The sequence below is a fragment of the Clavibacter sepedonicus genome, assembly GCF_000069225.1.
Taxonomy (GTDB): Bacteria; Actinomycetota; Actinomycetes; order Actinomycetales; family Microbacteriaceae; genus Clavibacter; species Clavibacter sepedonicus.
Genome location: NC_010407.1, coordinates 914,495 through 935,840, shown reverse-complemented (window position 1 = coordinate 935,840; position 21,346 = coordinate 914,495). Strand labels below are relative to the sequence as shown.

23 protein-coding genes are annotated in these 21,346 nt (G+C 72.6%); 12 read left to right on the top strand and 11 right to left on the bottom strand.

Annotated features, from left to right (window positions below; translation table 11 throughout):
* Window positions 1-4 precede the first annotated feature (4 nt).
* On the bottom strand, window positions 5-1,009 hold the full coding sequence (locus tag CMS_RS04475; protein WP_012298309.1) for an aldo/keto reductase: 1,005 nt from the start codon (window positions 1,007-1,009) through the stop codon (window positions 5-7).
* 107 nt (window positions 1,010-1,116) lie between these two features.
* On the opposite strand from CMS_RS04475, the gene CMS_RS04470 reads away from it, so the two are divergent.
* The 7 genes from CMS_RS04470 to CMS_RS04440 all read left to right on the top strand — a co-directional run bounded on the left by CMS_RS04470 (window position 1,117) and on the right by CMS_RS04440 (window position 7,405).
* A complete protein-coding gene (locus CMS_RS04470; RefSeq protein ID WP_041464400.1) occupies window positions 1,117-1,485 on the top strand; it encodes a hypothetical protein in 369 nt (122 codons plus the stop codon).
* Between the two features lie 85 nt (window positions 1,486-1,570).
* On the top strand, window positions 1,571-3,754 hold the full coding sequence (locus CMS_RS04465; protein WP_012298307.1) for an alpha-galactosidase: 2,184 nt from the start codon (window positions 1,571-1,573) through the stop codon (window positions 3,752-3,754).
* Window positions 3,755-4,016: 262 nt separating this feature from the next.
* Window positions 4,017-4,244: a hypothetical protein gene (locus CMS_RS04460; RefSeq protein ID WP_041464399.1), complete on the top strand. Its 228-nt coding sequence runs from the start codon at window positions 4,017-4,019 to the stop codon at window positions 4,242-4,244.
* A 238-nt stretch (window positions 4,245-4,482) separates the two neighbouring features.
* A complete protein-coding gene (locus CMS_RS04455; RefSeq protein ID WP_133064113.1) occupies window positions 4,483-5,280 on the top strand; it encodes a hypothetical protein in 798 nt (265 codons plus the stop codon).
* A gap of 104 nt (window positions 5,281-5,384) precedes the next feature.
* A complete protein-coding gene (locus tag CMS_RS04450; protein WP_041464397.1) occupies window positions 5,385-6,053 on the top strand; it encodes a hypothetical protein in 669 nt (222 codons plus the stop codon).
* Complete coding sequence (locus tag CMS_RS04445; RefSeq protein ID WP_012298306.1) at window positions 6,050-6,742, top strand: hypothetical protein; 693 nt, start codon at window positions 6,050-6,052, stop codon at window positions 6,740-6,742. The genes CMS_RS04450 and CMS_RS04445 overlap by 4 nt, the downstream gene beginning before the upstream one ends.
* Window positions 6,743-6,760: 18 nt before the next feature.
* A complete protein-coding gene (locus tag CMS_RS04440; protein WP_012298305.1) occupies window positions 6,761-7,405 on the top strand; it encodes an ATP-binding cassette domain-containing protein in 645 nt (214 codons plus the stop codon).
* Between the two features lie 42 nt (window positions 7,406-7,447).
* Here the strand turns inward: CMS_RS04440 and CMS_RS04435 are convergent, their stop codons facing one another.
* On the bottom strand, window positions 7,448-9,640 hold the full coding sequence (locus CMS_RS04435; RefSeq protein WP_012298304.1) for an ATP-dependent Clp protease ATP-binding subunit: 2,193 nt from the start codon (window positions 9,638-9,640) through the stop codon (window positions 7,448-7,450).
* Between the two features lie 65 nt (window positions 9,641-9,705).
* A complete protein-coding gene (locus CMS_RS04430) occupies window positions 9,706-10,707 on the bottom strand; it encodes an NAD(P)/FAD-dependent oxidoreductase (protein WP_012298303.1) in 1,002 nt (333 codons plus the stop codon).
* A 214-nt stretch (window positions 10,708-10,921) separates the two neighbouring features.
* Here CMS_RS04430 and CMS_RS04425 point away from each other — a divergent pair, with 214 nt between their 5' ends.
* On the top strand, window positions 10,922-11,146 hold the full coding sequence (locus tag CMS_RS04425) for a hypothetical protein (RefSeq protein WP_041464395.1): 225 nt from the start codon (window positions 10,922-10,924) through the stop codon (window positions 11,144-11,146).
* Between the two features lie 138 nt (window positions 11,147-11,284).
* Here the strand turns inward: CMS_RS04425 and CMS_RS04420 are convergent, their stop codons facing one another.
* Window positions 11,285-12,358, bottom strand: a complete 1,074-nt coding sequence (locus tag CMS_RS04420) for a GTP-binding protein (protein ID WP_012298302.1) — start codon at window positions 12,356-12,358, stop codon at window positions 11,285-11,287.
* Window positions 12,359-12,457: 99 nt separating this feature from the next.
* Here CMS_RS04420 and CMS_RS04415 point away from each other — a divergent pair, with 99 nt between their 5' ends.
* Window positions 12,458-12,832 carry an Lsr2 dimerization domain-containing protein gene (locus CMS_RS04415; protein WP_012298301.1) on the top strand — a complete coding sequence of 125 codons (375 nt, stop codon included), beginning with the start codon at window positions 12,458-12,460 and terminating at the stop codon, window positions 12,830-12,832.
* Between the two features lie 67 nt (window positions 12,833-12,899).
* Here CMS_RS04415 and arfA read toward each other — a convergent pair whose 3' ends face one another.
* Window positions 12,900-14,441: an arabinosylfuranosidase ArfA gene (arfA, locus tag CMS_RS04410; RefSeq protein ID WP_012298300.1), complete on the bottom strand. Its 1,542-nt coding sequence runs from the start codon at window positions 14,439-14,441 to the stop codon at window positions 12,900-12,902.
* A 489-nt stretch (window positions 14,442-14,930) separates the two neighbouring features.
* Here arfA and CMS_RS17750 point away from each other — a divergent pair, with 489 nt between their 5' ends.
* Window positions 14,931-15,146, top strand: a complete 216-nt coding sequence (locus CMS_RS17750) for a hypothetical protein (RefSeq protein ID WP_041464394.1) — start codon at window positions 14,931-14,933, stop codon at window positions 15,144-15,146.
* 24 nt (window positions 15,147-15,170) lie between these two features.
* Here CMS_RS17750 and CMS_RS04400 read toward each other — a convergent pair whose 3' ends face one another.
* Together CMS_RS04400 and CMS_RS04395 are read right to left on the bottom strand one after the other, a co-directional pair.
* The gene (locus tag CMS_RS04400) at window positions 15,171-16,412 is read right to left on the bottom strand and encodes a P-loop NTPase family protein (protein ID WP_012298299.1); all 1,242 of its coding nucleotides are present in this window, start codon (window positions 16,410-16,412) and stop codon (window positions 15,171-15,173) included.
* A 73-nt stretch (window positions 16,413-16,485) separates the two neighbouring features.
* Window positions 16,486-17,379: a serine hydrolase domain-containing protein gene (locus CMS_RS04395; protein ID WP_012298298.1), complete on the bottom strand. Its 894-nt coding sequence runs from the start codon at window positions 17,377-17,379 to the stop codon at window positions 16,486-16,488.
* 113 nt (window positions 17,380-17,492) lie between these two features.
* On the opposite strand from CMS_RS04395, the gene CMS_RS04390 reads away from it, so the two are divergent.
* Entirely contained in the window at window positions 17,493-17,792 is a 300-nt protein-coding gene (locus CMS_RS04390; RefSeq protein WP_012298297.1) for a hypothetical protein, read from the top strand.
* On the opposite strand, the gene CMS_RS04385 is transcribed toward CMS_RS04390, so the two are convergent.
* The 3 genes from CMS_RS04385 to CMS_RS04375 are packed head-to-tail and all read right to left on the bottom strand — an operon-like array spanning window position 17,758 to window position 19,497.
* Window positions 17,758-18,324: a GNAT family N-acetyltransferase gene (locus CMS_RS04385; RefSeq protein WP_012298296.1), complete on the bottom strand. Its 567-nt coding sequence runs from the start codon at window positions 18,322-18,324 to the stop codon at window positions 17,758-17,760. The genes CMS_RS04390 and CMS_RS04385 overlap by 35 nt on opposite strands.
* A gap of 33 nt (window positions 18,325-18,357) precedes the next feature.
* A complete protein-coding gene (locus CMS_RS04380) occupies window positions 18,358-18,756 on the bottom strand; it encodes a polyketide cyclase (RefSeq protein ID WP_012298295.1) in 399 nt (132 codons plus the stop codon).
* Between the two features lie 60 nt (window positions 18,757-18,816).
* The gene (locus CMS_RS04375) at window positions 18,817-19,497 is read right to left on the bottom strand and encodes an SDR family NAD(P)-dependent oxidoreductase (protein ID WP_012298294.1); all 681 of its coding nucleotides are present in this window, start codon (window positions 19,495-19,497) and stop codon (window positions 18,817-18,819) included.
* Between the two features lie 101 nt (window positions 19,498-19,598).
* Here CMS_RS04375 and CMS_RS04370 point away from each other — a divergent pair, with 101 nt between their 5' ends.
* Window positions 19,599-20,456, top strand: coding sequence for a helix-turn-helix transcriptional regulator (locus CMS_RS04370; RefSeq protein ID WP_012298293.1), 858 nt, complete (start codon window positions 19,599-19,601; stop codon window positions 20,454-20,456).
* Between the two features lie 59 nt (window positions 20,457-20,515).
* On the opposite strand, the gene CMS_RS17065 is transcribed toward CMS_RS04370, so the two are convergent.
* Window positions 20,516-21,304, bottom strand: a complete 789-nt coding sequence (locus tag CMS_RS17065; RefSeq protein WP_133064112.1) for a hypothetical protein — start codon at window positions 21,302-21,304, stop codon at window positions 20,516-20,518.
* Window positions 21,305-21,346: the final 42 nt, after the last annotated feature.

Below are 21,346 nucleotides of genomic sequence, written 5' to 3'. Positions count from 1 at the left end.
CGGATCAGCGCCCGGTGCCGTCGACCGCGAGCGGCTCGATGGCCGCCAGCTCGTCGTCGGTCAGCGCGGGAGCGCCCGCGGCGGCCACGTTCTGCTCCAGCTGCTCCACGCTCGACGCGCCGATGAGCGCGCTCGTGATCCCCGGGTGCCGCAGCACCCACGACAGCGCGAGCTGCGCGAGCGTCTGCCCGCGCCCCTCGGCCACGGCCTGCAGGCCGCGCGCCCGCTCGAGGTAGACGGAGGAGACGGCGGACTCGTCGAGGAACCCGCTCGTGGCGGCGCGCGAGTCGGCGGGGATGGATCCCGACAGGTACCGGTCGGTGAGCAGCCCCTGGGCGAGCGGCGAGAACACGATGCAGCCGGATCCCGCCTCCTCCAGCACGGGCAGCAGCCCGCCCTCGACGTGCCGGTTGAACATGGAGTAGCTCGGCTGGTGGATGGTCAGCGGCACCTTGTGCTCGGCGAGCGCCGCGACCGCGCGCTCGGTCTGCTCGGGCGAGTAGTTGCTGATGCCCGCGTACAGCGCCTTGCCCTGGTGCACCGCGGTCGCGAGCGCGCCCATGGTCTCCTCGATGGGCGTCTCGGGATCCGGCCGGTGCGAGTAGAAGACGTCGACGTACTCGAGGCCCATGCGGCCGAGGCTCTGGTCGAGCGACGCCAGCATCGACTTCCGGGATCCCCACTCGCCGTAGGGGCCGTCCCACATGAGGTAGCCGGCCTTGGAGGAGATGACGATCTCGTCGCGGTACGGGCGGAGGTCCTCGGCGAGGATCCGGCCGAACGCGGTCTCGGCGCTGCCGGGAGGCGGGCCGTAGTTGTTGGCGAGGTCGAAGTGCGTGATGCCGAGGTCGAACGCGCGGCGCACGATGGCGCGCTGGGTGTCGATCGGGCGGGCGGTGCCGAAGTTGTGCCAGAGGCCGAGCGAGAGCTCGGGGAGCTTCAGCCCGCTGCGGCCGGAGCGGCGGTACGGCATGGAGGAGTAGCGATCGGGATGAGCGGCGTAGGTCATCCGCCGAGCGTACCGACGGCGGGCGGACGGCCCGGGTGCGCGCCCGCGCGCGGCGGACCCTCCACCCCCTGTCCGCTGGCGGCAAGGCCCTAGGCGGCGGGGGTGGGATGGCCTTCACTGAAGGCGTGCACACCATCCACTACGCCGACGGGCGCTATCTGACGGGCGACGACATCGCCCGGGCGGTCGTCGAGTGCGCCCAGGAGCTCGCGCGCGCGGGCGCGGCGGCGGCGACCGTGACGGTGCCCGTCTGGCTGCCCCAGGGCGGGGTGGGCTCGGTCGATCTCCTCATCGGCCCGGCCAGCCAGATCGTGGCGGAGCCGGTGGGGCCGTCGGAGGACGAGCTGCGCGACCCGGAGGCCGTCGAGCGGATCCGCGCCCACACCCTGCGCGCCCGCCGGTCGCAGCCGGGCACGAGCGTCAGCGCCGACCGGCAGGACGGGACGGCCGTGCCGGCGCTGGAGGACCTGGACTGACGGCACGCGCGCCGCCTCAGCGCGCGCATCCGCGTCGGCACGGGAGGATGGATCCATCCCCACCCGCATCGACGCGAGGAGCACCATGCCCGACACCGCCGTCCCCTCCGCCCTCCTCCACCTCCGGGCATCCGGCGTCTCGCTCGTGCTCGACCTCACGGAGGGCCGCCTCCCGGCCGTCGTGCACTGGGGCGCCGACCTCGGCGACACCACCCCGGCCGACCTCGAGACCATGGTGCGCGCGGACCTCGCGCCGTTCGCGGGCAGCGTCGCCGACGATCCCATCCGCCTCGCGATCCTGCCCGAGGCGCACACCTCGTGGACGGGCAAGCCCGGCCTCGAGGGCCACCGCGACGGCGCCGACTGGTCGCCGCTCTTCCGCGTCACCTCGGCCACCGTCGACGGCGATCCGCTCCCCGTCGGCGTCGACGGGCGCCCGGGATCCGCGTCCACCGGCCCCGCGCTCGTGCACGTCGACGCGGTCGACGAGGTCGCGGGGCTCGGCCTCGCTCTCGACGTCGAGCTGCTGGCGTCCGGCCTCGTCCGCAAGCGCGCGGAGGCCACGAACCTCGGCGACACGACCTATGACCTCGGCGGCGTCACGCTCGCGCTGCCGCTGCCGCCCGAGGCCCGCGAGATCCTCGACTTCGCCGGACGCTGGGGCCTCGAGCGCACGCCGCAGCGCCGGGAGCTGGTGGTGGGGATCCACGAGCGCGAGGGCCGCAAGGGCCGCACCGGACCCGACGCCGCGACCCTGCTGTCCGTCGGCACGCCCGGCTTCGGCTTCCGCCACGGCGACGTGCGCGGCGTGCACGTCGCGTTCAGCGGCAACCACCGGCACTACGCCGAGCGCCTCTCCACCGGCCGGCAGGTGATCGGCGGCGGCGAGCTGCTGCTCCCCGGCGAGGTGCGGCTGGCCGCGGGCGAGTCGTACGCGAGCCCGTGGGTCTACGCGGCGTTCGGCCACGGCCTCGACGACCAGGCCGCCCGCTTCCACCGCCACCTGCGCGCCCGCGAGACGCACCCGCGCCGCGACCGGCCCATGACCATCAACGTGTGGGAGGCCGTCTACTTCGACCACGACCTCGCGCGCCTGACCGACCTCGCGGATCGCGCGGCGGCCCTCGGCGTGGAGCGCTACGTGCTCGACGACGGCTGGTTCCGCCACCGCCGCGACGACCACGCGGGCCTCGGCGACTGGTACCTCGACGAGGGCGTCTGGCCCGACGGCCTCGGCCCGATCATCGACCACGTCACGGGCCTCGGCATGGAGTTCGGCCTGTGGTTCGAGCCCGAGATGGTGAACGAGGACTCCGACCTCGCGCGCGCTTACCCCGAGTGGATCATGCAGACCGGCGGCCGCCTCCCCGTGCGCGCCCGCCAGCAGCAGGTGCTCGACCTCGCGATCCCCGAGGCGTACTCCTACGTGCTCGAGCGGATGACCGCGATCCTCGCCGAGAACGACATCGCCTACATCAAGTGGGACCACAACCGCGACCTCGTCGACGCCGGCATCTCCCCGCGCGGCCAGGCGGGCGTGCACCTGCAGACGCTCGCGGCGTACCGCCTCATGGACGAGCTGCGGGCGCGCTTCCCCGGCCTCGAGATCGAGTCGTGCTCCTCCGGCGGAGCCCGCGTCGACCTCGGCGTGCTCGAGCGCACCGACCGCGTGTGGGTCTCCGACTGCATCGACCCCCTCGACCGCCAGACGATGATGCGCTGGACCATGCAGCTCCTCCCGCCCGAGCTCCTCGGCTCCCACATCGCGTCCGGCGTCAGCCACACCACCGGCCGCGCGCACCGCCTCGCCTTCCGCGCGGGCTCGGCGCTGTACGGCCACCTCGGCATCGAGTGGGACCTCGCGCAGGCCACCGACGAGGAGAACGCCGACCTCGCCGCGTGGATCGCCCTCTACAAGGAGGAGCGCGCGCTGATGCACACGGGCACGGTCGTCCGCGCCGACGAGAGCGACCCGACGCTCCTCGTCTACGGCGCGGTCGCGTCGTCGTCCGACGCGGCGCTGTTCTTCCTCGCGTCGGTCGGCCGCTCCGAGGTCTCCCCGCGCGGCCGCTTCCTGCTGCCGGGCCTCGATCCCGCGCGCCGCTACCGCGTGGAGCCCGTGCGCGTGGACACCCCCGAACCGGGCTTCACCGCGCCCGCCTGGTGGGACGGCGTCGAGCTGACGGGCCAGGCGCTCGCGGCCTCCGGCCTGCACGCCCCGGGGATGCTGCCCGAGTCGATCGCGATCCTGCGGGTGACGGCGGTCTGATCCGGCGGGCGACACGGGCCGCCGCGCACGGCACCGGTCCAGCGCACGTCCCCCTCGAGGAGCTCCTGTGGAGAACCGGCCTCCGATCGCGGCCGCACTTCTAGAGTCGCCCTCGTCGGCGCTCCTGACGCGCCGATGACGAACCTCGAGGCCTCCCTCGACACCAGAACTGCTGCATGATCCACGCACGCGATGACGCTGCCGATGACCTCGTGGTCGCCATGAAACGCCGCCACGCACCTCATCGCAGAAACGGATCCTCATGCGCATCACCACGAAAACCCTCTCCACCACCGCTCTCGTCTGCCTCATCGTCGGGGCCGGAAGCGCCGCCTACGCCGGAACCGGCGACTCGCACTTCGACGCCATCGTGCCGAACCTCCAGCAGCCCTGGAACTCCGCAGCGCAGAACAAGGTGTTCACGAGCACCTCAGCGGCGGTCCACCTCGATTCGGTGGGCTCGGATTACCACATGAACGCGCGCATCTGAAATCAGGGGAATGGCACCTGCGGGGCGGATACGAACACCATCGGAGACGGCGAATCGGCGCCCCTGGACGCCCCGTTCATCGGCGGGACCACCGTCCATCTCCAGCTCCACACGAGCGAATACGCCCTCGTCCGAGTCGAGGCCATCGGGTCCTGGCACAGCAACTGATCGGAGGCGCGGGCCCCACGGGGCCCGCGCCCTCCATCCGAGTACGCGTGAAGGAGAAGAAGACCCCACCATGACCATTACCAATCGACGCAGGACGGTCGGGGCCGTGCAGATCATCGGGGCCGTGGCTCTCTGTTCGACGACCGTCCCGTCTTTGAACAAGGTCGTCGCGCACTCCATCTCGCGAGATCACTTTCAGGCGTTCGGATCCGCGATGCTCACGCCCTGGCTCATCCTCCTGCCGCTCGCCATCGTGGTCGTGACGTGCACGCGCTTCTCCTCTGACCTCGCCCACCGCTTTATCGGCGCTCAGCGGCTCCGTCGCCCGGTGCGGGCGCTCATCCTGGCGCGCCTGGGACAGGCCGGCGCGGTCGGCTTCGCTCTCGCGTTCCTGATGTCCTTCGTCCCCTATCTCCTGGCCTTCCACGTCCTGCCTCTCATCGGGAACCCCGGCATCGATCCGTCGATGTCCTACATGGATGCAGCAGCGGCCGCCGAGTACAGCCGCCACCAGACGGGCTTCGGCGCCGTGCTGCGGCTCGGCGACATCCCCTTCGGCCTGGTCTTCTCGACCTGGACCGGGTTCTGCGGAGCCGTCTACGCGGTGATGGGCATCACCGCCCTGCTCCTCATCCGCAATCGTCTCCTCGCGCTCGCCGCGCCCATGCTCCTGGTCTTCGGACAGACCTTCGCCGCCGCCGTCGTGGGCATGCCGCGACTCGCTCTCTACTACTCGGCGAGCGCGTACGGCCTGTCCTACGACTCCGACCTGCAGATGATGCTCCCGACACTCGTCCTCGCGCTCGTGGTCTCGGCGATCGCCGCCGTCGTCATCCGCCGAGCCCCGCACAGCGGCCGCCTGTCGTAACCCTCTTCGACCGGTCCGCGAGCGTCCCATCGCTCGTCATCGCCGTCCTCGCCGTCGCATCGGGCTCCTACGCGCGCGCCTTCGAGGAGACGTCCGGTCGAGCCGTGCACCTCACGCAGACCAAGGCCATGCTCGACGACGTCACCGACACCCGCTTCCTCGCGAACGTGGTGCTCACCGTGTGGCTCGTCGCCCTCGTCGTGCGCGCGCCTGCCGACACCGGAGCCCAGAGGTTGATCCGTCACGGGAGCTACATGAGGGCCGTCGGCGCCGCCTGCCGGGACGGTCTCCTGTGGGCGCTCGCCGTCGTGCCCGTGGTGCTGGCCGCGATGTACGTCACGACTCTCGGCCTGCCCGCGGCGGACGACGGCAGCCACGGGATCGACAGCTATCCGGTGGAGCTGCAGAGTCCGGGCTGGCCGTGGCTCGCGGCGCTCGTCGCGACGGTCGTCCTGGCCATCAGCCTGCTCCTCGTCCTTCAGCTCATCTCGCTCACGCTGCACCTGGTGTCACCCGTCCGCGGCATCGACGTCGCCTTCGCGGTCGCGGTCGCGGTGATCGCGCTGCTGTCGGCCGCTGGATTCGTCGACGCGGGCTCACCGCTCAACCTGGGACAGCTCACGACCGTCCTCTCGATCGTGGCCGCTCCCGGCGCCGCCGCCGTCAGCTGGGCGATCACGCTCGCCGCATGCGCCGTGTGCGTCGTCGTCCTGCGGGGCATGGATCGCCGGCGCCGTTCCCTGCCCGCTCTCATCGGCCGGCGACGGCCGTGAGGGCATGGATCGTGCTCGCGGTCGCCGCGATCGGCGCCCTCACGGGGCTGATGCTGCTGCCGGCCGACCCCTCGCTCGGCTCGTCCGCCGCGGACCGGCTCGCCGACGCCCTCTCCGGCGACGGGACGATCCTGCGGTGCCTGGGCGGTCTGATCGTCTACGGGGGCTTCGCGTTCGTCGTCCAGCTGCGCGAGTCCGAGGAGTCAGGCGGGGTGGCGTACCAGCGGCTGCTCCGCCACGGATCGCCGGCTCGCTGGGCGCGTTCGCGGACCGCTCACCACGTGCGTGCCGCGGCGGCGTACCTGGCGACGATCGCCGCGGCAGGTCTCGCCGTCGCGATGTCCACCGGATCCGCCGCGCTGCTCCCCGATGCCGACCGCCTCGCTCTCCTCGCCTGCCATTTCGCCGTCGGCGGCATGCTGCAGCTCTCCGCCTACTCGACGGGCACGCTCGTCGTCGCCTGGCTCGCGCGCGGTGCCGCGGCGGGGCTGATCACGATCGCGGTGATCGTCGCCGGCGGGGCCCTCCAGCTCCGAACGAGCACGTGGCTGCCCGTACAGCTCGCCGACATGGCCGTGACCCGAGGCGGGTGGGACGCAGTCGGGCAGGCCACCCTGACGCTGGCACTCGCAGCTGCCCTTCTCCGCCTCGCGCTGTCCGCGCTCGTCCGCACCGTCCCGCACGCGTAGATCTCGACAAGGAGAACCATGGCGATCATCACCCTCACCGGCGTCACGAAGGGCTTCCGCGGCGTCACCCTCTTCGAGGGGGTCGACCTCGCGCTGGAACGCGGCCGCACCTACGGCCTCGTCGGCCCCAACGGCTGCGGCAAGTCCGTGCTGTTCAAGCTGATCTGCGGGTTCCTGCGGCCGGACGCCGGCGTCATCGACATCGATCCCGCTCTCCTGTCGCCGGGCCGCACATTCCCCGACCGCTTCGGCGCGATCATCGACGGGCCGGCGTACCTGGCCCATCGCACGGGGCTGCAGAACTTGACCGAGCTAGCCGCGATCCGGAAGCGGATCACCGTCGACGAGGTGCGCGACGCGATGCGGGCGATGGGGCTCGACCCGGACTCCCGCACCCGCGTCCGCAGCTACTCGATCGGGATGAAGCAGAAGCTGTCGCTCGCGCAGGCGCTCATGGAACGGCCCGAGGTGCTACTGCTCGACGAGCCCTACAACGCGCTGGATGCCGAGAGCGTCGAGCGTCTGACCGAGGAGCTGCACCGGCAGAATGCGATCGGCACGACGATCCTCTTCACCAGCCACGAACGCGAGCACATCGATGCCCTCAGCGACGAGGTGCTGGAGATCTCCGGCGGTCGGATCCGGCCCGCCGCGCGCCACTGACGGACGAGCGCGGCGGGCCGCATCGAGATCGGACGCCGGGCGTCAGGCGCCGGGCGCCGCATCCTCCGGCTCGTCGCTCCACGCGCGCGCGACCGTGAGGCCGTCGCCGTCGGGTGCGAGGTCGACCCGCACCGCGTCGCCGTCTCGGATGTCGCCCGCGAGCAGCTCGCGCGCGAGGCGGTCGTCGATCTCGCGCTGCATGAGGCGGCGCAGCGGGCGCGCGCCGTACAGCGGATCGTGGCCGCGCTCGGCGAGCCAGCGGCGCGCGTCGGGCGTGACGCCGAGCGCGAGCCGGCGGTCCGAGAGGCGCACGCCGAGCCGGTCGATGTAGAGCTCCACGATCTGCGCGAGGTCGTCCATCGACAGCGTCTGGAACACCACGATGTCGTCGAGCCGGTTCACGAACTCCGGCTTGAACGTCTGGCGCACGAGCTGCTGCACGGCCTGCTCGCGCTGGTCGAGCGGCAGCGTGGCGTCGCTGATGAACTGCGAGCCGAGGTTGCTGGTGAGCACCAGGATCACGTTGCGGAAGTCGACCGTGCGGCCCTGGCCGTCGGTGAGCCGGCCGTCGTCGAGCACCTGCAGCAGCACGTCGAACACCTCGGGGTGCGCCTTCTCGACCTCGTCGAGCAGCACCACCGAGTACGGGCGCCGCCGCACGGCCTCGGTGAGCTGGCCGCCCTGCTCGTAGCCGACGTACCCGGGAGGCGCTCCGACGAGCCGCGACACGGCGAACTTCTCGCCGTACTCGCTCATGTCGATGCGCACCATCGCCTTCTCGTCGTCGAACAGGAACTCGGCGAGCGCCTTCGCGAGCTCCGTCTTCCCGACGCCCGTGGGCCCGAGGAAGAGGAAGGACCCGGTGGGCCGGTCGGGATCCGAGATGCCGGCCCGCGTGCGCCGCACCGCGTCCGCGACGGCCCGCACGGCCTGCTTCTGCCCGATGAGCCGCTTGCCCAGCTCCTGCTCGAGGTGCAGCAGCTTCTCGGTCTCGCCCTGGAGCAGCCGGCCGACGGGGATCCCCGTCCACGCCGCGACGACCGCCGCCACATCCTCGGCCGTCACCTGCTCGTTCACCATGCGGTCCTCGGCCGACGGCACCGACTCGGCGGCCTCCGCCTGCGCGACCTCGCGCTCGATCACGGGGATCTCGCCGTAGAGCAGGCGCGACGCCTTCTCCAGGTTGCCCTCGCGCTGGGCCCGCTCGGCGCGGATCCGCAGCTCGTTGAGCTCGTCCTTCAGCTTGCCGACGCGGTTGACGCTGGCCCGCTCCGCCTCCCAGCGGCGCTGCAGCTCGCCGAGCGTCTGCTCGCGCGCCGCGACGTCCTCGCGCAGCTTCGCGAGCCGCGCCTTCGACGCCTCGTCCTTCTCGCGCTTGAGCGCGAGCTCCTCGAGCCGCATCCGGTCGACCGCGCGCCGCAGCTCGTCGATCTCCACGGGCGACGAGTCGATCTCCATCCGCAGCCGCGACGCGGCTTCGTCGATGAGGTCGATGGCCTTGTCGGGCAGCTGGCGGGCGGGGATGTAGCGATTCGAGAGGGACGCGGCCGCGACGAGCGCCGCATCCGTGATGGGCACCTGGTGGTGCGCCTCGTACCGGCCCTTGAGCCCACGGAGGATCGCGATGGTGTCCTCGACGGAGGGCTCCCCCACGTACACCTGCTGGAACCGGCGCTCGAGGGCGGCATCCTTCTCGATGTACTGGCGGTACTCGTCGAGCGTGGTCGCGCCGATGAGGCGCAGCTCGCCGCGCGCGAGCATGGGCTTCAGCATGTTCGACGCGGCCACGGATCCCTCGCCGCCGCCCGCCCCCATGAGCGTGTGCAGCTCGTCGACGAACGTGATGATCTCGCCGTCGGCGTCGTCGATCTCCTTCAGCACCGCCTTCAGCCGCTCCTCGAACTCCCCGCGGTACTTGGCTCCGGCGACGAGCGCCGCGAGGTCCAGCGACACCAGCTGCTTGCCCTTGAGCGAGTCGGCCACGTCGCCCGCGACGATGCGCTGCGCGAGGCCCTCGACGACGGCGGTCTTGCCGACGCCGGGCTCGCCGATGAGCACCGGGTTGTTCTTGGTGCGCCGCGTGAGCACCTGGCTGATGCGCCGGATCTCCGCGTCGCGTCCGATGACCGGGTCGAGCTTGCCGCTCTTCGCGATCTCGGTCAGGTTCACCCCGTACTGCTCGAGCGCGGTCTTCGCGTTCTCGTCGGTGGCGGGTGCGCCCTGCATGTTGGCCACTGCGTTCCCCTTCGGTATTACTTGAGTCGTGCGGACTCAAGTTTACTTCGGGATCCGACCCAGCGCTACCGGGCGACGGCCGCTGGCGCCGCCGCCACGGCGATCGCCACGTCCTCCGTGACCATCCCCGCGTTCGCCATCGCGCCCGCCATGGTGCCGGCCGCCATGGCCACGGGCACGTTCGCGGATCCGCTCGACGCGTTGCCCGCGATGAGGAGACCGGGCACGCTCGTCTGGCCCGTCGGATCCGCCGCGACGAACGGACCCCAGGGCGTCTCCTCGGTCGCGGCGCCGAGCGCGCGGGCGAACCCGTCACGGGGCGCGACGCCCGGCATGGCGAACAGCGAGTCGAGCTCGAGGATCCGGCCGTCGGCGAGCTCCACGCCCTCCAGCGCGCCGCGCTCGCCGAGCACGCGGACGGCCGCGGCCTCCTCCACGCGGATGCCACGGGCGTCGATGCCCGCGCGGGTCGCGGCGTCGATCTCCAGCGGTGCGCCGTCGGCCGTGCCGCCCGCGACGAGGAACGTGATGTCGGCCGACCACTGCCGCAGCATCTGCACGTGGTGGAGGCTGCCCGGCCCGGTCGCGAGCACCCCGATGCGGCGGTCGCGCACCTCGTATCCGTCGCAGTAGGGGCAGACGACGACGCCCGCGCCCCAGTGCGCGGCGAGGCCGGGGACCTCGGGCAGGACGTCGGCGAGGCCGGCCGCGAGGATCACGCGGCGGGCCGTGACCTCGGCGCCGCCGTCGAGCGTCACGCGGAAGCGCGGGCCGGCCGGATCCTCGAGGGCCGCGACCCGCTCCACCCGCCCGTCGACCACGACGCCGCCGTAGCCCTCGATCTCGCGCCGCCCCTCGGCGATCAGCTGCCGAGGTGGCTTGCCGTCGTGCCCGAGCACTCCGTGCATGTGCGCGGCGACCGCGTTGCGGGGCTGGCCGGCGTCCACGACGAGCACGCTGCGGCGGGCCCGCGCGAGCATGAGCGCCGCGCTCGATCCCGCCACTCCGCCGCCGATGACGACCGCGTCCCACTTCTGCTGACCTTCGATGCGCTGCGTGATGTCCATGGCTCGAGGCTGTCGCGTCCAATCGCGGCGCGCATGACTCCTTGCGGGATCGGCAAGGGCCCTGCGGTGCAGCGGGATCACGCGGGAGCCCTCCACAGATGACGCGCGCGCCGATCCGGGCCGACCGCGGGCTCCCACCCTCGTGTCGTCGCCCGCCGCTCGTGCACGTCCGCAGCGGCGCGCTCCGCCCCCCACGAGAACAAGGAGATGCACCATGACCACGACCGGGACCGCCTCGCGCCGCCCCTCGACCGCCGCGCGCTCTGCCCTCGCGCTCGGCGCGCTCAGCGCGGCGCTCGTGCTCAGCCCGATGGCCGCGCACGCCGCCACCGGCGTCGACACCACGGCCGCCGCGTCGGGCGCCGGGTACTTCCACGGCTGCATCGCGCCCGACTACCCGATCCCCGGCCAGGACCCGCACTGCGCTCCGGGTGCGTGATCGGCGACACCCGGATCACCCGGATCGGCTCACCGCGTGAGCCCGCGCGACGGCGCCGCCTCCCCCGCGGAGGCGGCGCCGTCGCGTGAGCGCGCGATCCCGAGGGGTCCGTCGTGACGGACGCCCGCACGGCCCGCGTCAGTGCCGGTGCTCGGTGTCCCAGACGGGGAACGGATCCGCGTACCCGTGCCAGGCATCGGGCCCGGCCACGAGCTCGGCGGGCGCGAGGAGGCACGCGCCGAGGATCCCGTCGAGCAGGGCGCCGTCGAGGTGCTCGCCCACGAACGCGATCTCCTGCCCGGCCGGCGAGTCGGCGTCCCAGCTGCGCATGGCGGTCGGGTCGAGGCTCAGCACGTCGCCCGCGGTCGCCCACGAGCCGACCGTCGCGGGCCGGGTCGCGAGGCGCACGAGCCCGCGCGAGCGGACGATCCGGCCGACGGGGCCCGGGACGAGGTCGTGCGCGACGGCCGCGTGCAGGCGGCCGGGGTGGAACGGGCGCGGGTCGCGGAAGACGTGCACGCCCATCCCGCCGGCCGAGGTCGCCGCGGCCTCGCCCGCAAGCGCGACCTGCCAGCCCGTGCCCGCGGCGAGCCCTCGGGCGCGCCCGCGACCGATGCGCAGGGGTGCCGGCGCGAGCGAGTCCCGGTCGGCCGTGGCGACGACGCGGGCGTCCGGGGCGAGGTGCGCGAGCAGGGCGACGGCTCGCCGGGCATCGGCGGTGGGGCGGTCGGGATCCAGGTCGTCGAGCACCACGACGCTCGCGCACTCGAGCCGCCCGGCCAACCGCTCGGCCGCGTCGAACGGTGTCGCGTCGGCGTCGCCCGGGTCGAGCAGCAGGTCGCGGATCTCGGCGACGGAGGAGACCGCGACCACGTCGAGGATGCCGATGGGAGTGGCCCCGGGGTGCCGCGCCTCGACGACGTGCTCGAGCACGAGCGCGACCTCGAGCGGATCCGCGGCGGGCTCGAGCGCGACGACCGCGAGCCCGCGGCGACCGTCGTCGGCGTCCGCGATGAGGCCCTCGGCGAGGCCGGCGCCGAGGTCGCCACTGTCGCCGCCCGGCGCCTCGACGACCGCGGGCGGCGCGGATGCGGGTGCGCCGACGGCGGCCGCGGCGACGCGCGACGCGGCACCGAGATCGCTCGCCGAGACGAGGGTGACGGCCAGCCCGCCGCGGACGACGGACGGGCGGGCATCGCGGTGGGGATCCATCCGCTCAGCCTAGAAGAGAATCGTTCTCATGTGCGCCGCAGGCGCTGTCGCCGCGGCGACCTAGGCTGCCGGAGGGGATCGAGAGCTCGAGGAGAAGGCATGACCGACGACGTGGATCCGCGCGATGACGACGAGCGCGGCGGCGCGGCGGGCGGCGCGACACCCGACGCGACCGAGACGGTGCGCTTCGGCCTCGACGGCGTCGTGCACGAGATCGACCTCGCTCCCGCCGACGCCCGCGCCCTGCACGCCGCGCTCGCGCCGTACGTCGCGGCCGGGCGGCACACCACGGTGACGATCACGCCGATCCACGACGAGCCCGCGCGAGCCGCAGGCGTCACCGCCGGCACCGCCCCGACCGGCGAGCGCGCCGCTGCCCGCGCCTGGCTCGAGGCGAACGGCCACAAGCTCGGCCCGGGCGGCCGCATCTCGGCGACGCTCATGACGCTGTACCGGGGCCGGGACGGGCGCTGACCCGGAGTGCACGACGCCCGCCGGCCGCGGAGGCGGCGCGACGGGCGCGTGGTCGAGCGGGCGCGGATCAGCCGAGCGACACGGCCGTCCACGACACGGGCGGCAGCGTGATCGTGAGGGTGCCGTCGGCGAGCGTCGCCGAGGCGTTCGGCGTGAGGCCCACGCGCTCGCGGTCCTCGAAGGTGTTCTTCGCGTAGACGTCCTCGTCGTGGATCCCCACGGCCTCGAGCACCTCGGAGACGGCGAGGCCGGCGACGTCGACCTCGATGGTGAGGGCCTCCGCCAGGCTGCGGTTCACGAGGAAGACCGCGGCGCGGCCGGTGGTCTCGTCGAAGGTCGCGACCGAGTCGACGAGCGGCGCGGTGCCGTGCACCTCGGTCTCGTACGTGCCCACGTCGATCCGGGGGCGCAGCACCTCGCCCTGCGCGAGCCGGCTCGTCACCGAGAACGGGAAGAACGTGGTCTGGCGCCAGGCGTCGCCGCCCTTCTCCGTCATGATCGGCGCGATCACGTTCACGAGCTGCGCGAGGCTGGCCGACGTGACCCGGTCGCTGTGCTTCAGCAGCGTGATCATGAGGTTGCCGAGCACGACCGCGTCCGCGACCGAGTAGACGTCCTCGAGCAGGTGCGGCGCGTAGGGCCAGCCCTCGGTGATGACGCCGGACTCCTGGTGCTCGTCGAGGTACCAGACGTTCCACTCGTCGAACGAGATGTTGATGGTCTTGTCGCTCTTGCGGCGGTACTTGACCTGGTCGGCCGACGCGACGACCGTGCGGATGAAGTACTCCATGTCGAGCGAGGAGGCGAGGAAGCTGCCGAGGTCGCCCTTGCGCTCCTGGTAGTAGGCGTGCGCGGAGATGAAGTCGACGTTGTCGTACGCGTGCTCGAGCACGGTGCGCTCCCACTCGCCGAAGGTCGGCATGCCGGATCCGCTGCTGCCGCACGCGACGAGCTCGAGCGTGGGGTCGACCATCTTCATGGCGCCGGCGGTGCGGTTCGCGAGCTTGCCGTAGTCGTCGGCGGTCATGTGGCCGACCTGCCACGGGCCGTCCATCTCGTTGCCGAGGCACCACATCTTCACGTTGTGCGGCTCGGGCGACCCGTTGGCGATGCGCTGGTCGGAGAGCGCGGTGCCGCCCGGGTGGTTCGAGTACTCGAGGATGTCGAGGGCCTCGAGCACGCCGCGCGTGCCGAGGTTGACGGCCATCATCAGCTCGCTACCGGTGAGCTCGCACCAGCGTGCGAACTCGTCGAGGCCGACCTCGTTGGTCTCGAGCGAGTGCCAGGCGAGGTCGAGGCGCTTGGGGCGGTCCTCGCGCGGGCCGACGCCGTCCTCCCAGCGGTAGCCGGAGACGAAGTTGCCGCCGGGGTAGCGGATGGCGCCGGTGCCGAGCTCCTTGACGAGGTCGACGACGTCGCCGCGGAAGCCGTCGGCGGTCGCGGTGGGGTGGCCGGGCTCGTAGATGCCGTCGTAGACGCAGCGGCCGAGGTGCTCGACGAACGAGCCGAAGGTGCGTCGGTTGACGGGGGCGACGACGGCGGTGCGGTCGATGGCGATCCGGGCGTCGGGTGCGGTGCGGGCGTCGGCCGTGGGGCGGGCGTCGGTCATGGGGTGGTCCTTCACATCATCGGGAGCGGGGCCGATCGACGCCGGTCGTGCCGGGTGGATCCGAGCCGTTACAACGTTGTAAGAACAACGTCCGCCCATTGTCCCGGGGCCGCGGGCGACGTGTCAACGCCGGTCGCGGCGCGTCCGCGCACGCCCGTGCGACCCTGTCCGGATGGACTCCGGATCCCGCACGCAGGCGCTCTTCCTCGGCGGGCGCTCGGGCGTCGGCAAGACGACGGTGGCGGCGGAGGTGTCGCGGATCCTCGCGTCGGCCGACATCGCGCACGCGCTCATCGAGGGCGATGCGCTCGACCAGGCCCACCCAGAGCCGTGGCGGCAGGGGATCCCGCTGGCCGAGCGGAACCTCGCGGCCGTGTGGCGCAACTACCGCGACGCCGGCTGGACGCGCGTGATCTACACGAACACCGTCAGCGTGCTCGAGCTGCCGGGCTCACGGCGGCGCTCGGCGGCGAGGTCGAGGCGGTCGGCGTGCTGCTCACGGCCGACGACGCGACGGCGGCCGCGCGGCTGGCCGGGCGCGAGATCGGGTCGGGGCTGGCGGAGGCGATCGAGCGGAGCGCGACGGCGGCGCCGCGGCTGGAGGCAGGCGCGTCGGACGCGGTGCACCGCGTGGCGACCGACGGGCGGACGGTCGCGGAGATCGCGGCGGAGGTGGTGGCGCTCAGCGGGTGGTGGCCCGCGTGATGGCGCAGAGGCGAGCCGGCCGCCTCAGCCGACACGCGGCCAGTCGCTCGTGAGGTGGGCCTCGATGGCGCGGTGCCGGAAGCCGTACGACGTGCCCCGGTCGATGATCCCGCGCACGGTATCCAAGCGCTGCGCCGTGGTGCCGACCTCCGCGGCCCTCGATCGGCCCATCTCCTTCGCGATGCGGGTGAGCGTGCGCTCCTCGGCGGGCAGCGCGGCCATCGCTTCCACGAAGGCGCGCTCCCGCGGCGAAAGCCGCTCGAGGATGCGTTCGACATGCGCGGTCGCCTCGCGCTCCGCACCCCGCCAGCCCGCGTGGACCTCGGCCCGGGTGATGGTCGTCCCGGATCCGGCGTACCAGGCGCGCTCCCCGGCCAGTTGGAAGAGGAACGGCTCCCCGCGGCACAGATCGACGATCGCGGCGGCGGCATCCTGGTCCATGCGGATGAGGCGGGTGCGCCCGGAGTCGTCCGCGACCTCCCAACCGGGCATGACGAAGTCCTGCAGCGCGGCACGGATGTCCTCGTCGTCGATGGCCGTCAGGATGGTCGTGCGGAAGCGCCGAGCGAAGGTCGCCCCCTTGTGCGCGCCAGCCCGGTCCTCGAAGTCCGGTAGGCCGGTGAGGTACACAGCGATCGGCAGGGACCGGCGGACTCGGGCACCGCCCGGTATCGGGACTTCCTCCTCGTGCGTGATGGCGTCGCCGAGCGCGATGAGGAGCTGGGAGAGCGTCCGCTCGTCCCTGATGTTCTGCACCTCGTCGACGTGGACCAGGGCGACCTTCTCGTGCCGCATCGCCGCGCGACCCACCTCGACGAGGAGCGCGGTCAGCGCCGCGTGCGGCTCGGGGCCGTCCTGGTCGGATCCCCCGCGCATGGTGAGCGACAGCCCCGCCGCCGCGACCGACTCGACGCGGGCGATGGCCTCCTTGATGCGCTTCTCGCGCAGGGAGGAGAGGCCCGCAGCCTGCGCGAGCTCCAGCACGGCCGCCGCGACCGGCTTGAGGGGATCCGTGCCGAGGGGGATGCGCAGCTGCGGCGTGACCCAGTCCCCGTCGCGGTCGGCAGACCACGCGATGCGGCGCACGAGGGCGGACTTGCCGAGCCCGGGCTCGCCGAGCACGGTACGGCCTCGCTCGGGGAGGCCCCGGAGGAGCCGGGGGCGGACCACGTCGCGCCAATCGCCGAGCTGCTCGATGCGGCCGGCCCAGATTTCCGGGACGGTGTCCGAGCCGGGGCTGAAGGGGTTGTCGGTCGCGTCACGCATGTCGGTAATGTTACCAAGCGCCGGACATCTTGGTAATGTTACCAGTCCCGTGAATCGACCGGGTTCCGGCCGCTCAGCCGACGACGGGCGCCGCGTCCGCGACGGCCGCCGCCGCCAGCTCGGCGAGCAGATGGTCCCGCTCCTCCTCGTGGGCCGTGATGGTGACGACAGCGTCGCGGGATCCGTCGACCAGCACGTACTGCCCGTAGCGGCCGTCGAGGCGCCAGGCGTCGCCGGGGCCGTCCCAGGTCGCGAGGCCGTATCGGGCGAAGGGAGCGGCGGGATCGGCGCCGGTGGCGACCCAGGATCCGTGCATCCGGTCGACCCATTCCTGGCTCACGAGCTGCCGGCCCTCCCACGCGCCGCGGTCGCGCAGCAGCCGGCCGATGCGCGCGAGCTCGCCCGTGCGGAGCTCCAGGCCGCTGCCGCCCACGATGAAGCCGAGCGGGCAGCGGTGCCACTGCGGGTTGTCGATGCCGAGCGACTCGAAGAGGCGCGGGAGGAGCCAGTCGCGCACGTCGCCGACCGCGGCGGCGAGCATCCGCATCGCGACGTAGGGGCTGGCATCGCTGTACTGGAATACGCGGCCGCGGCTCGGCCCGCTGAGCATCGCCTGCGCGAGGTCGGGGCCGGGCACGGGCTCGTCGCCGAACCAGGCGAAGTCGATGCCGCTGGTCATGGTGAGGAGGTGCTCGACGGTGACCTGATCGACGCCGGCGCCGAGGTCGAGGGCCGGCAGCAGCTCGGGGACGCGGGTGTCGGGCGCGAGGATCCCCTCATCCACCGCGATGCCGATGGCCAGCGCGCACACGCCCTTCGACACGGAGTAGAGGTTCTCGCGGTCGTCGCTCCGCCAGCGGTGCGCGACCTCGTCGGCGCCGACCCGCACGACGACGCCGTACGCGCCCAGCCGCTCGCGGTCGATGCCTTCGACGAGGCGGGCGAGGGCGTCGGCGGCGGTGCTCATGGATCCAGTGTGGCGCGGGGCCGGGCGGGGGCGCGCGCCTTCCGCGGGCGGGGGAACCGTGCGAGGGTGGCGGCTCGGCAGGGAGTCGACGGACGAGGGCGGCAGGGGGCGGCATGCGACTCGGGACGCGGATCACGATCGGGGTGCTGTCGGGGGAGCTCGTCGTCATGGCGGCGCTGCTGCTCCTCGCCGACCGATGGGTGGACATGGGCTGGCCCGCTCTCGGGATGGAGCACCCGCTGATCGGGCTCGGCTTCCTGATGCCGCCGCTGATCGTCGTGACGGCGGTCGCGCTCGTACTGCTGGCGGGGACGCGGATCCTCGTGGCCGAGGTCGGGGCCTGGCGCAGGCGGCGCGCGGAGCCGGTCGCAGCCAGGATCAGCGCATCGTCGCGTCCCGCTCCTCGTCGGTGAGCGCCCGGTCGGCGTAGACGAGGCGCATGACGGCGGGATCGGGGTTGCCCGGATCCGGCCCGCGGTGCGAGAGCGTGAGGCCCGCCCTCTCGGCCACGGCCGCCGACGCGTGGTTGTGCGCCACGAGGTACGCGACCACGGGCAGCTCTGGGCGGTGGATCCACGCCCGCTCGATCGCCCGCGTCGCCATCTCGGTCGCGTAGCCGCGGCCGTGCACGGTCGGCGAGAAGCGGTAGCCGAGGTTCCAGAAGGCGTCGTGCGCGATGCTGCAGCCGCCGAATCCGACGACCGCGCGGGCGTCGCGTTCCCGCACGGTCCAGGTGCCGAGGCCGTCGCGCTCCCAGCCCTCGACCCGCGCGCGGAGGAAGCGGTCGGTCTGCGCGGGGTCGGTCACGCGCAGCGACGGGTAGTGGGTCCAGACGGCGGGGTCGGAGAGGATCGCGTGCACCTCGGCGGCGTCGGCGACCGTCGGCCGGTGGAGGTCGAGCCGGGCGGTGCGGTCCTCGGGGGCGGCGAGGCGGGCGGACGGCATGCGACGACGGTAGCGGGCAGGCGGGTGAGCGGATCAGCCGCGGGCGACCAACGCCGCGAGCCGATCGAGGTCCTCCGCGACGAGCGCCGCGTCCTCCGCGAGGGCGACGTCGGTCATGCCCGGCCGGCGGAAGAGCGTGAACACGACCTCGCTGCCGTCGACGTTCGGGAGGACGCGCAGCGGGTTGCGCACGACGGTGCCGTCGGGGAGCGTCACGTCGTGGTCGAGGATCCCGAGCTCGCGCGGGCCCGCGAACGCGATCTCGACAGTGCCCATCGGTGAGTCCGACAGCCAGCGCCCGCCCTCGAGCCGGATCCCCGAGCTGACGCCCGCCGCCCACTCCGGCAGCCGCGCGGGGTCGCCCGCTACGGCCACGACGGACGCCACGTCCGCGTCGACGGATCGGGTGATGTGCAGCGCGGGCCAGGTCACGCTCCGACGCTACCCGGCAGCGGCCGCGATCGCGGCGTCGGACGCAGCGCGCGACCGACCTCAGTACTCGATGCGCCCGTGCCGGCTGTGGAACTCGCCGGTCGGCCCGTCCGGTCCCACGAGCGCCATCGCGACGGTCGCGTCGGTGCCCTCGGTCACGGTCTGGTGGCCGGTGTTCCCGTTGAAGTCGGTGGCCGTGTAGCCGGGGTCGGTGGCGTTGACCCGGAAGCCGGGCAGGTTCTTCGCGTACTGCACGGTCGCGGTGATGAGGGCGGCCTTCGACGTCGCGTACGGGATCGTCATCACGTGGCTCTCGTCGGTGCCGTAGCCAGCCAGGGCGCGCGGCCAGCCGACGCCCGAGGAGACGTTCACGATCACGGGGGCGGCGGACTCCCGGAGCAGCGGCAGCGCGGCCTGCGTCACGCGCACCACGGCGACGACGTTCGTCTGCAGCACGGCCAGCATCGCCTCCGGGGTGAGGTCGTCGACGCCCTGCGAGTCGCCGAGGATGCCGGCGTTGTTGACGAGCACGTCGAGCGCCGGGAGCGAGGCGAGCGCGCGGTCGACGGAGGCCTGGTCGTCGACGTCGAGCTGCACGGGGTGGGCGCCGAGGGCGCGGGCGGCGTCGCCGTCGGCCGTGTCGCGCATGCCGGCGTAGACGGTGTGGCCGGCCTCGATGAGGCGGCGCGCGGTCTCGAGGCCGAGGCTGCGGTTGGATCCGGTGATCAGCGTGGTGGTCATGGGTCGAGCCTGCGCCCCGCCCGCCGCATCGCCCAGGCACCGGTCGACGGGAGGACCGGCGGTACCAGGCTGATCCGCCTCCCCCCGCGCAGGATGGGGGCATGACCGAATTCGCGAGCATCCTCCGCTCCTGGCGCGAGCGCGTGCAGCCGGCGGACGTGGGCCTGCCCCAGGGATCCCACCGCCGCACCGCGGGCCTCCGCCGCGAGGAGCTCGCCGCGCTGGCGGGCGTGAGCGTCGACTACGTCGTGCGGCTCGAGCAGGGCCGCTCGGTGAACCCGTCGCCGCAGATGCTCGGCGCGCTCGCCCGCGCGCTGCGCCTCAGCGAGGACGAGCGCGACCACCTGCACCGGGTGGCGGGCGTCGCCCCGCCCGGACGCGGCGAGGTGCCGCGGCACATCCCGCCGGGCGTGCACCGCATCATCGACCGGCTGGGGGACGTGCCCATGGCGGTCTTCACGGCGACGCACGACATGCTCCTCTGGAATCCGCTGTGGGCCGCGCTCAACGGGGATCCGTCGACCCGCACCGGCTGGGATCGCAACCTCGTCTGGACCTACTTCACCCAGGGGCACGCGGGCACCGACTTCGACGCCGCGCACGAGGAGGAGTTCGCGCGCGACCTCGCCGCGGATCTCCGCACCGCCGTCGGTCGCTACCCGGCGGACCGTTCGCTCGCCCGGCTCGTGGCCCGGCTGCGTGCCGAGGTGCCCGAGTTCGAACGGCGCTGGAGCGAGGCGCGCGTCGCCGAGCACCGGTCGAGCCGCAAGACCGTCACGAGCACGCCGGTCGGCCCCATCACCATCGACTGCGACACCCTCTCGGTGCCTGGCAGCGACCTCCGCATCGTCGTCTACACGGCGGAGCCCGGCAGCACGGACGAGGCGCGGCTCGATCTGCTGCGGGTCACGGGGCTGCAGGCGATGACGACGGCGCCCGTGGAGGCGGCGGGCACCTGATCCGCGGAGCTTGCGCACCTCACGACGTCCCTCAACGAAGTAACGCGTCGCCTCGCAGGTCACACTTCGCTGATGACGGGTCCGCGCCCTCGAGTTCCCGCGTAGGCCACTCGGTAATTGACCTGTTCGCCACCTGAGCGCCTGAAAGTGACGATCCAAGGCGCGCTAGTCAACTTCCCATTGGCATTCATCTTGCGATAGGAACCCACCAGGTTGCCGACCGTCCACCGATCACGAGGATGCCTTGGGTGGTCCCAGGCCTGTACCAAATCAGCCAGCACAGAAAGAGGAACCGCGGCCGGTTTACGGTATTCACCATCACCGCCTACGCGGACGATATCAGCCTCGACCTCTTCGGTCGACTCCTCGGCTTCGAATTCTTCCGTCGACTCTTCAGATTCGATTCCCGCATCGCCCACGCCCGGTTCTGCAGACAACGCTGCATCGGCGATATCCCTGACGTTACCCATTTCCTTCACGATGTCATACGTGGAGGCCGCATGCGTAGCGGCGGAAGTGGAGTTCCCATCAATTTTCTCGAGAAGACGAGCATCGGCGGCCCCTTGGCGCCGATTTTCGGCGACTTGCCTCCGCCCTTCGACACCTTGACGGCGGTAGATCGAGAGCGCTATTGCCACGCCTAAGCTCGTAACACTGAAACTGAGCAACCCGACCCCATTCCACAAATTAGATGGAGAGTCGATGGTAAAAGTGAAGATAGCCAAGGCGAGAAGTGCAATCGACAATATATAAAAAGCAAGCGCAAGTAGGCCACTCGGGCTTCGCTTGTCCTCGTCGCTCTCGAATTTGACGTCGAGCCCCTCAGGGCGTACTTTTTCCGTGCTCACATCCCAAGCCTATTGGAATGACTGCCTGCAGTTCGCGTGCCT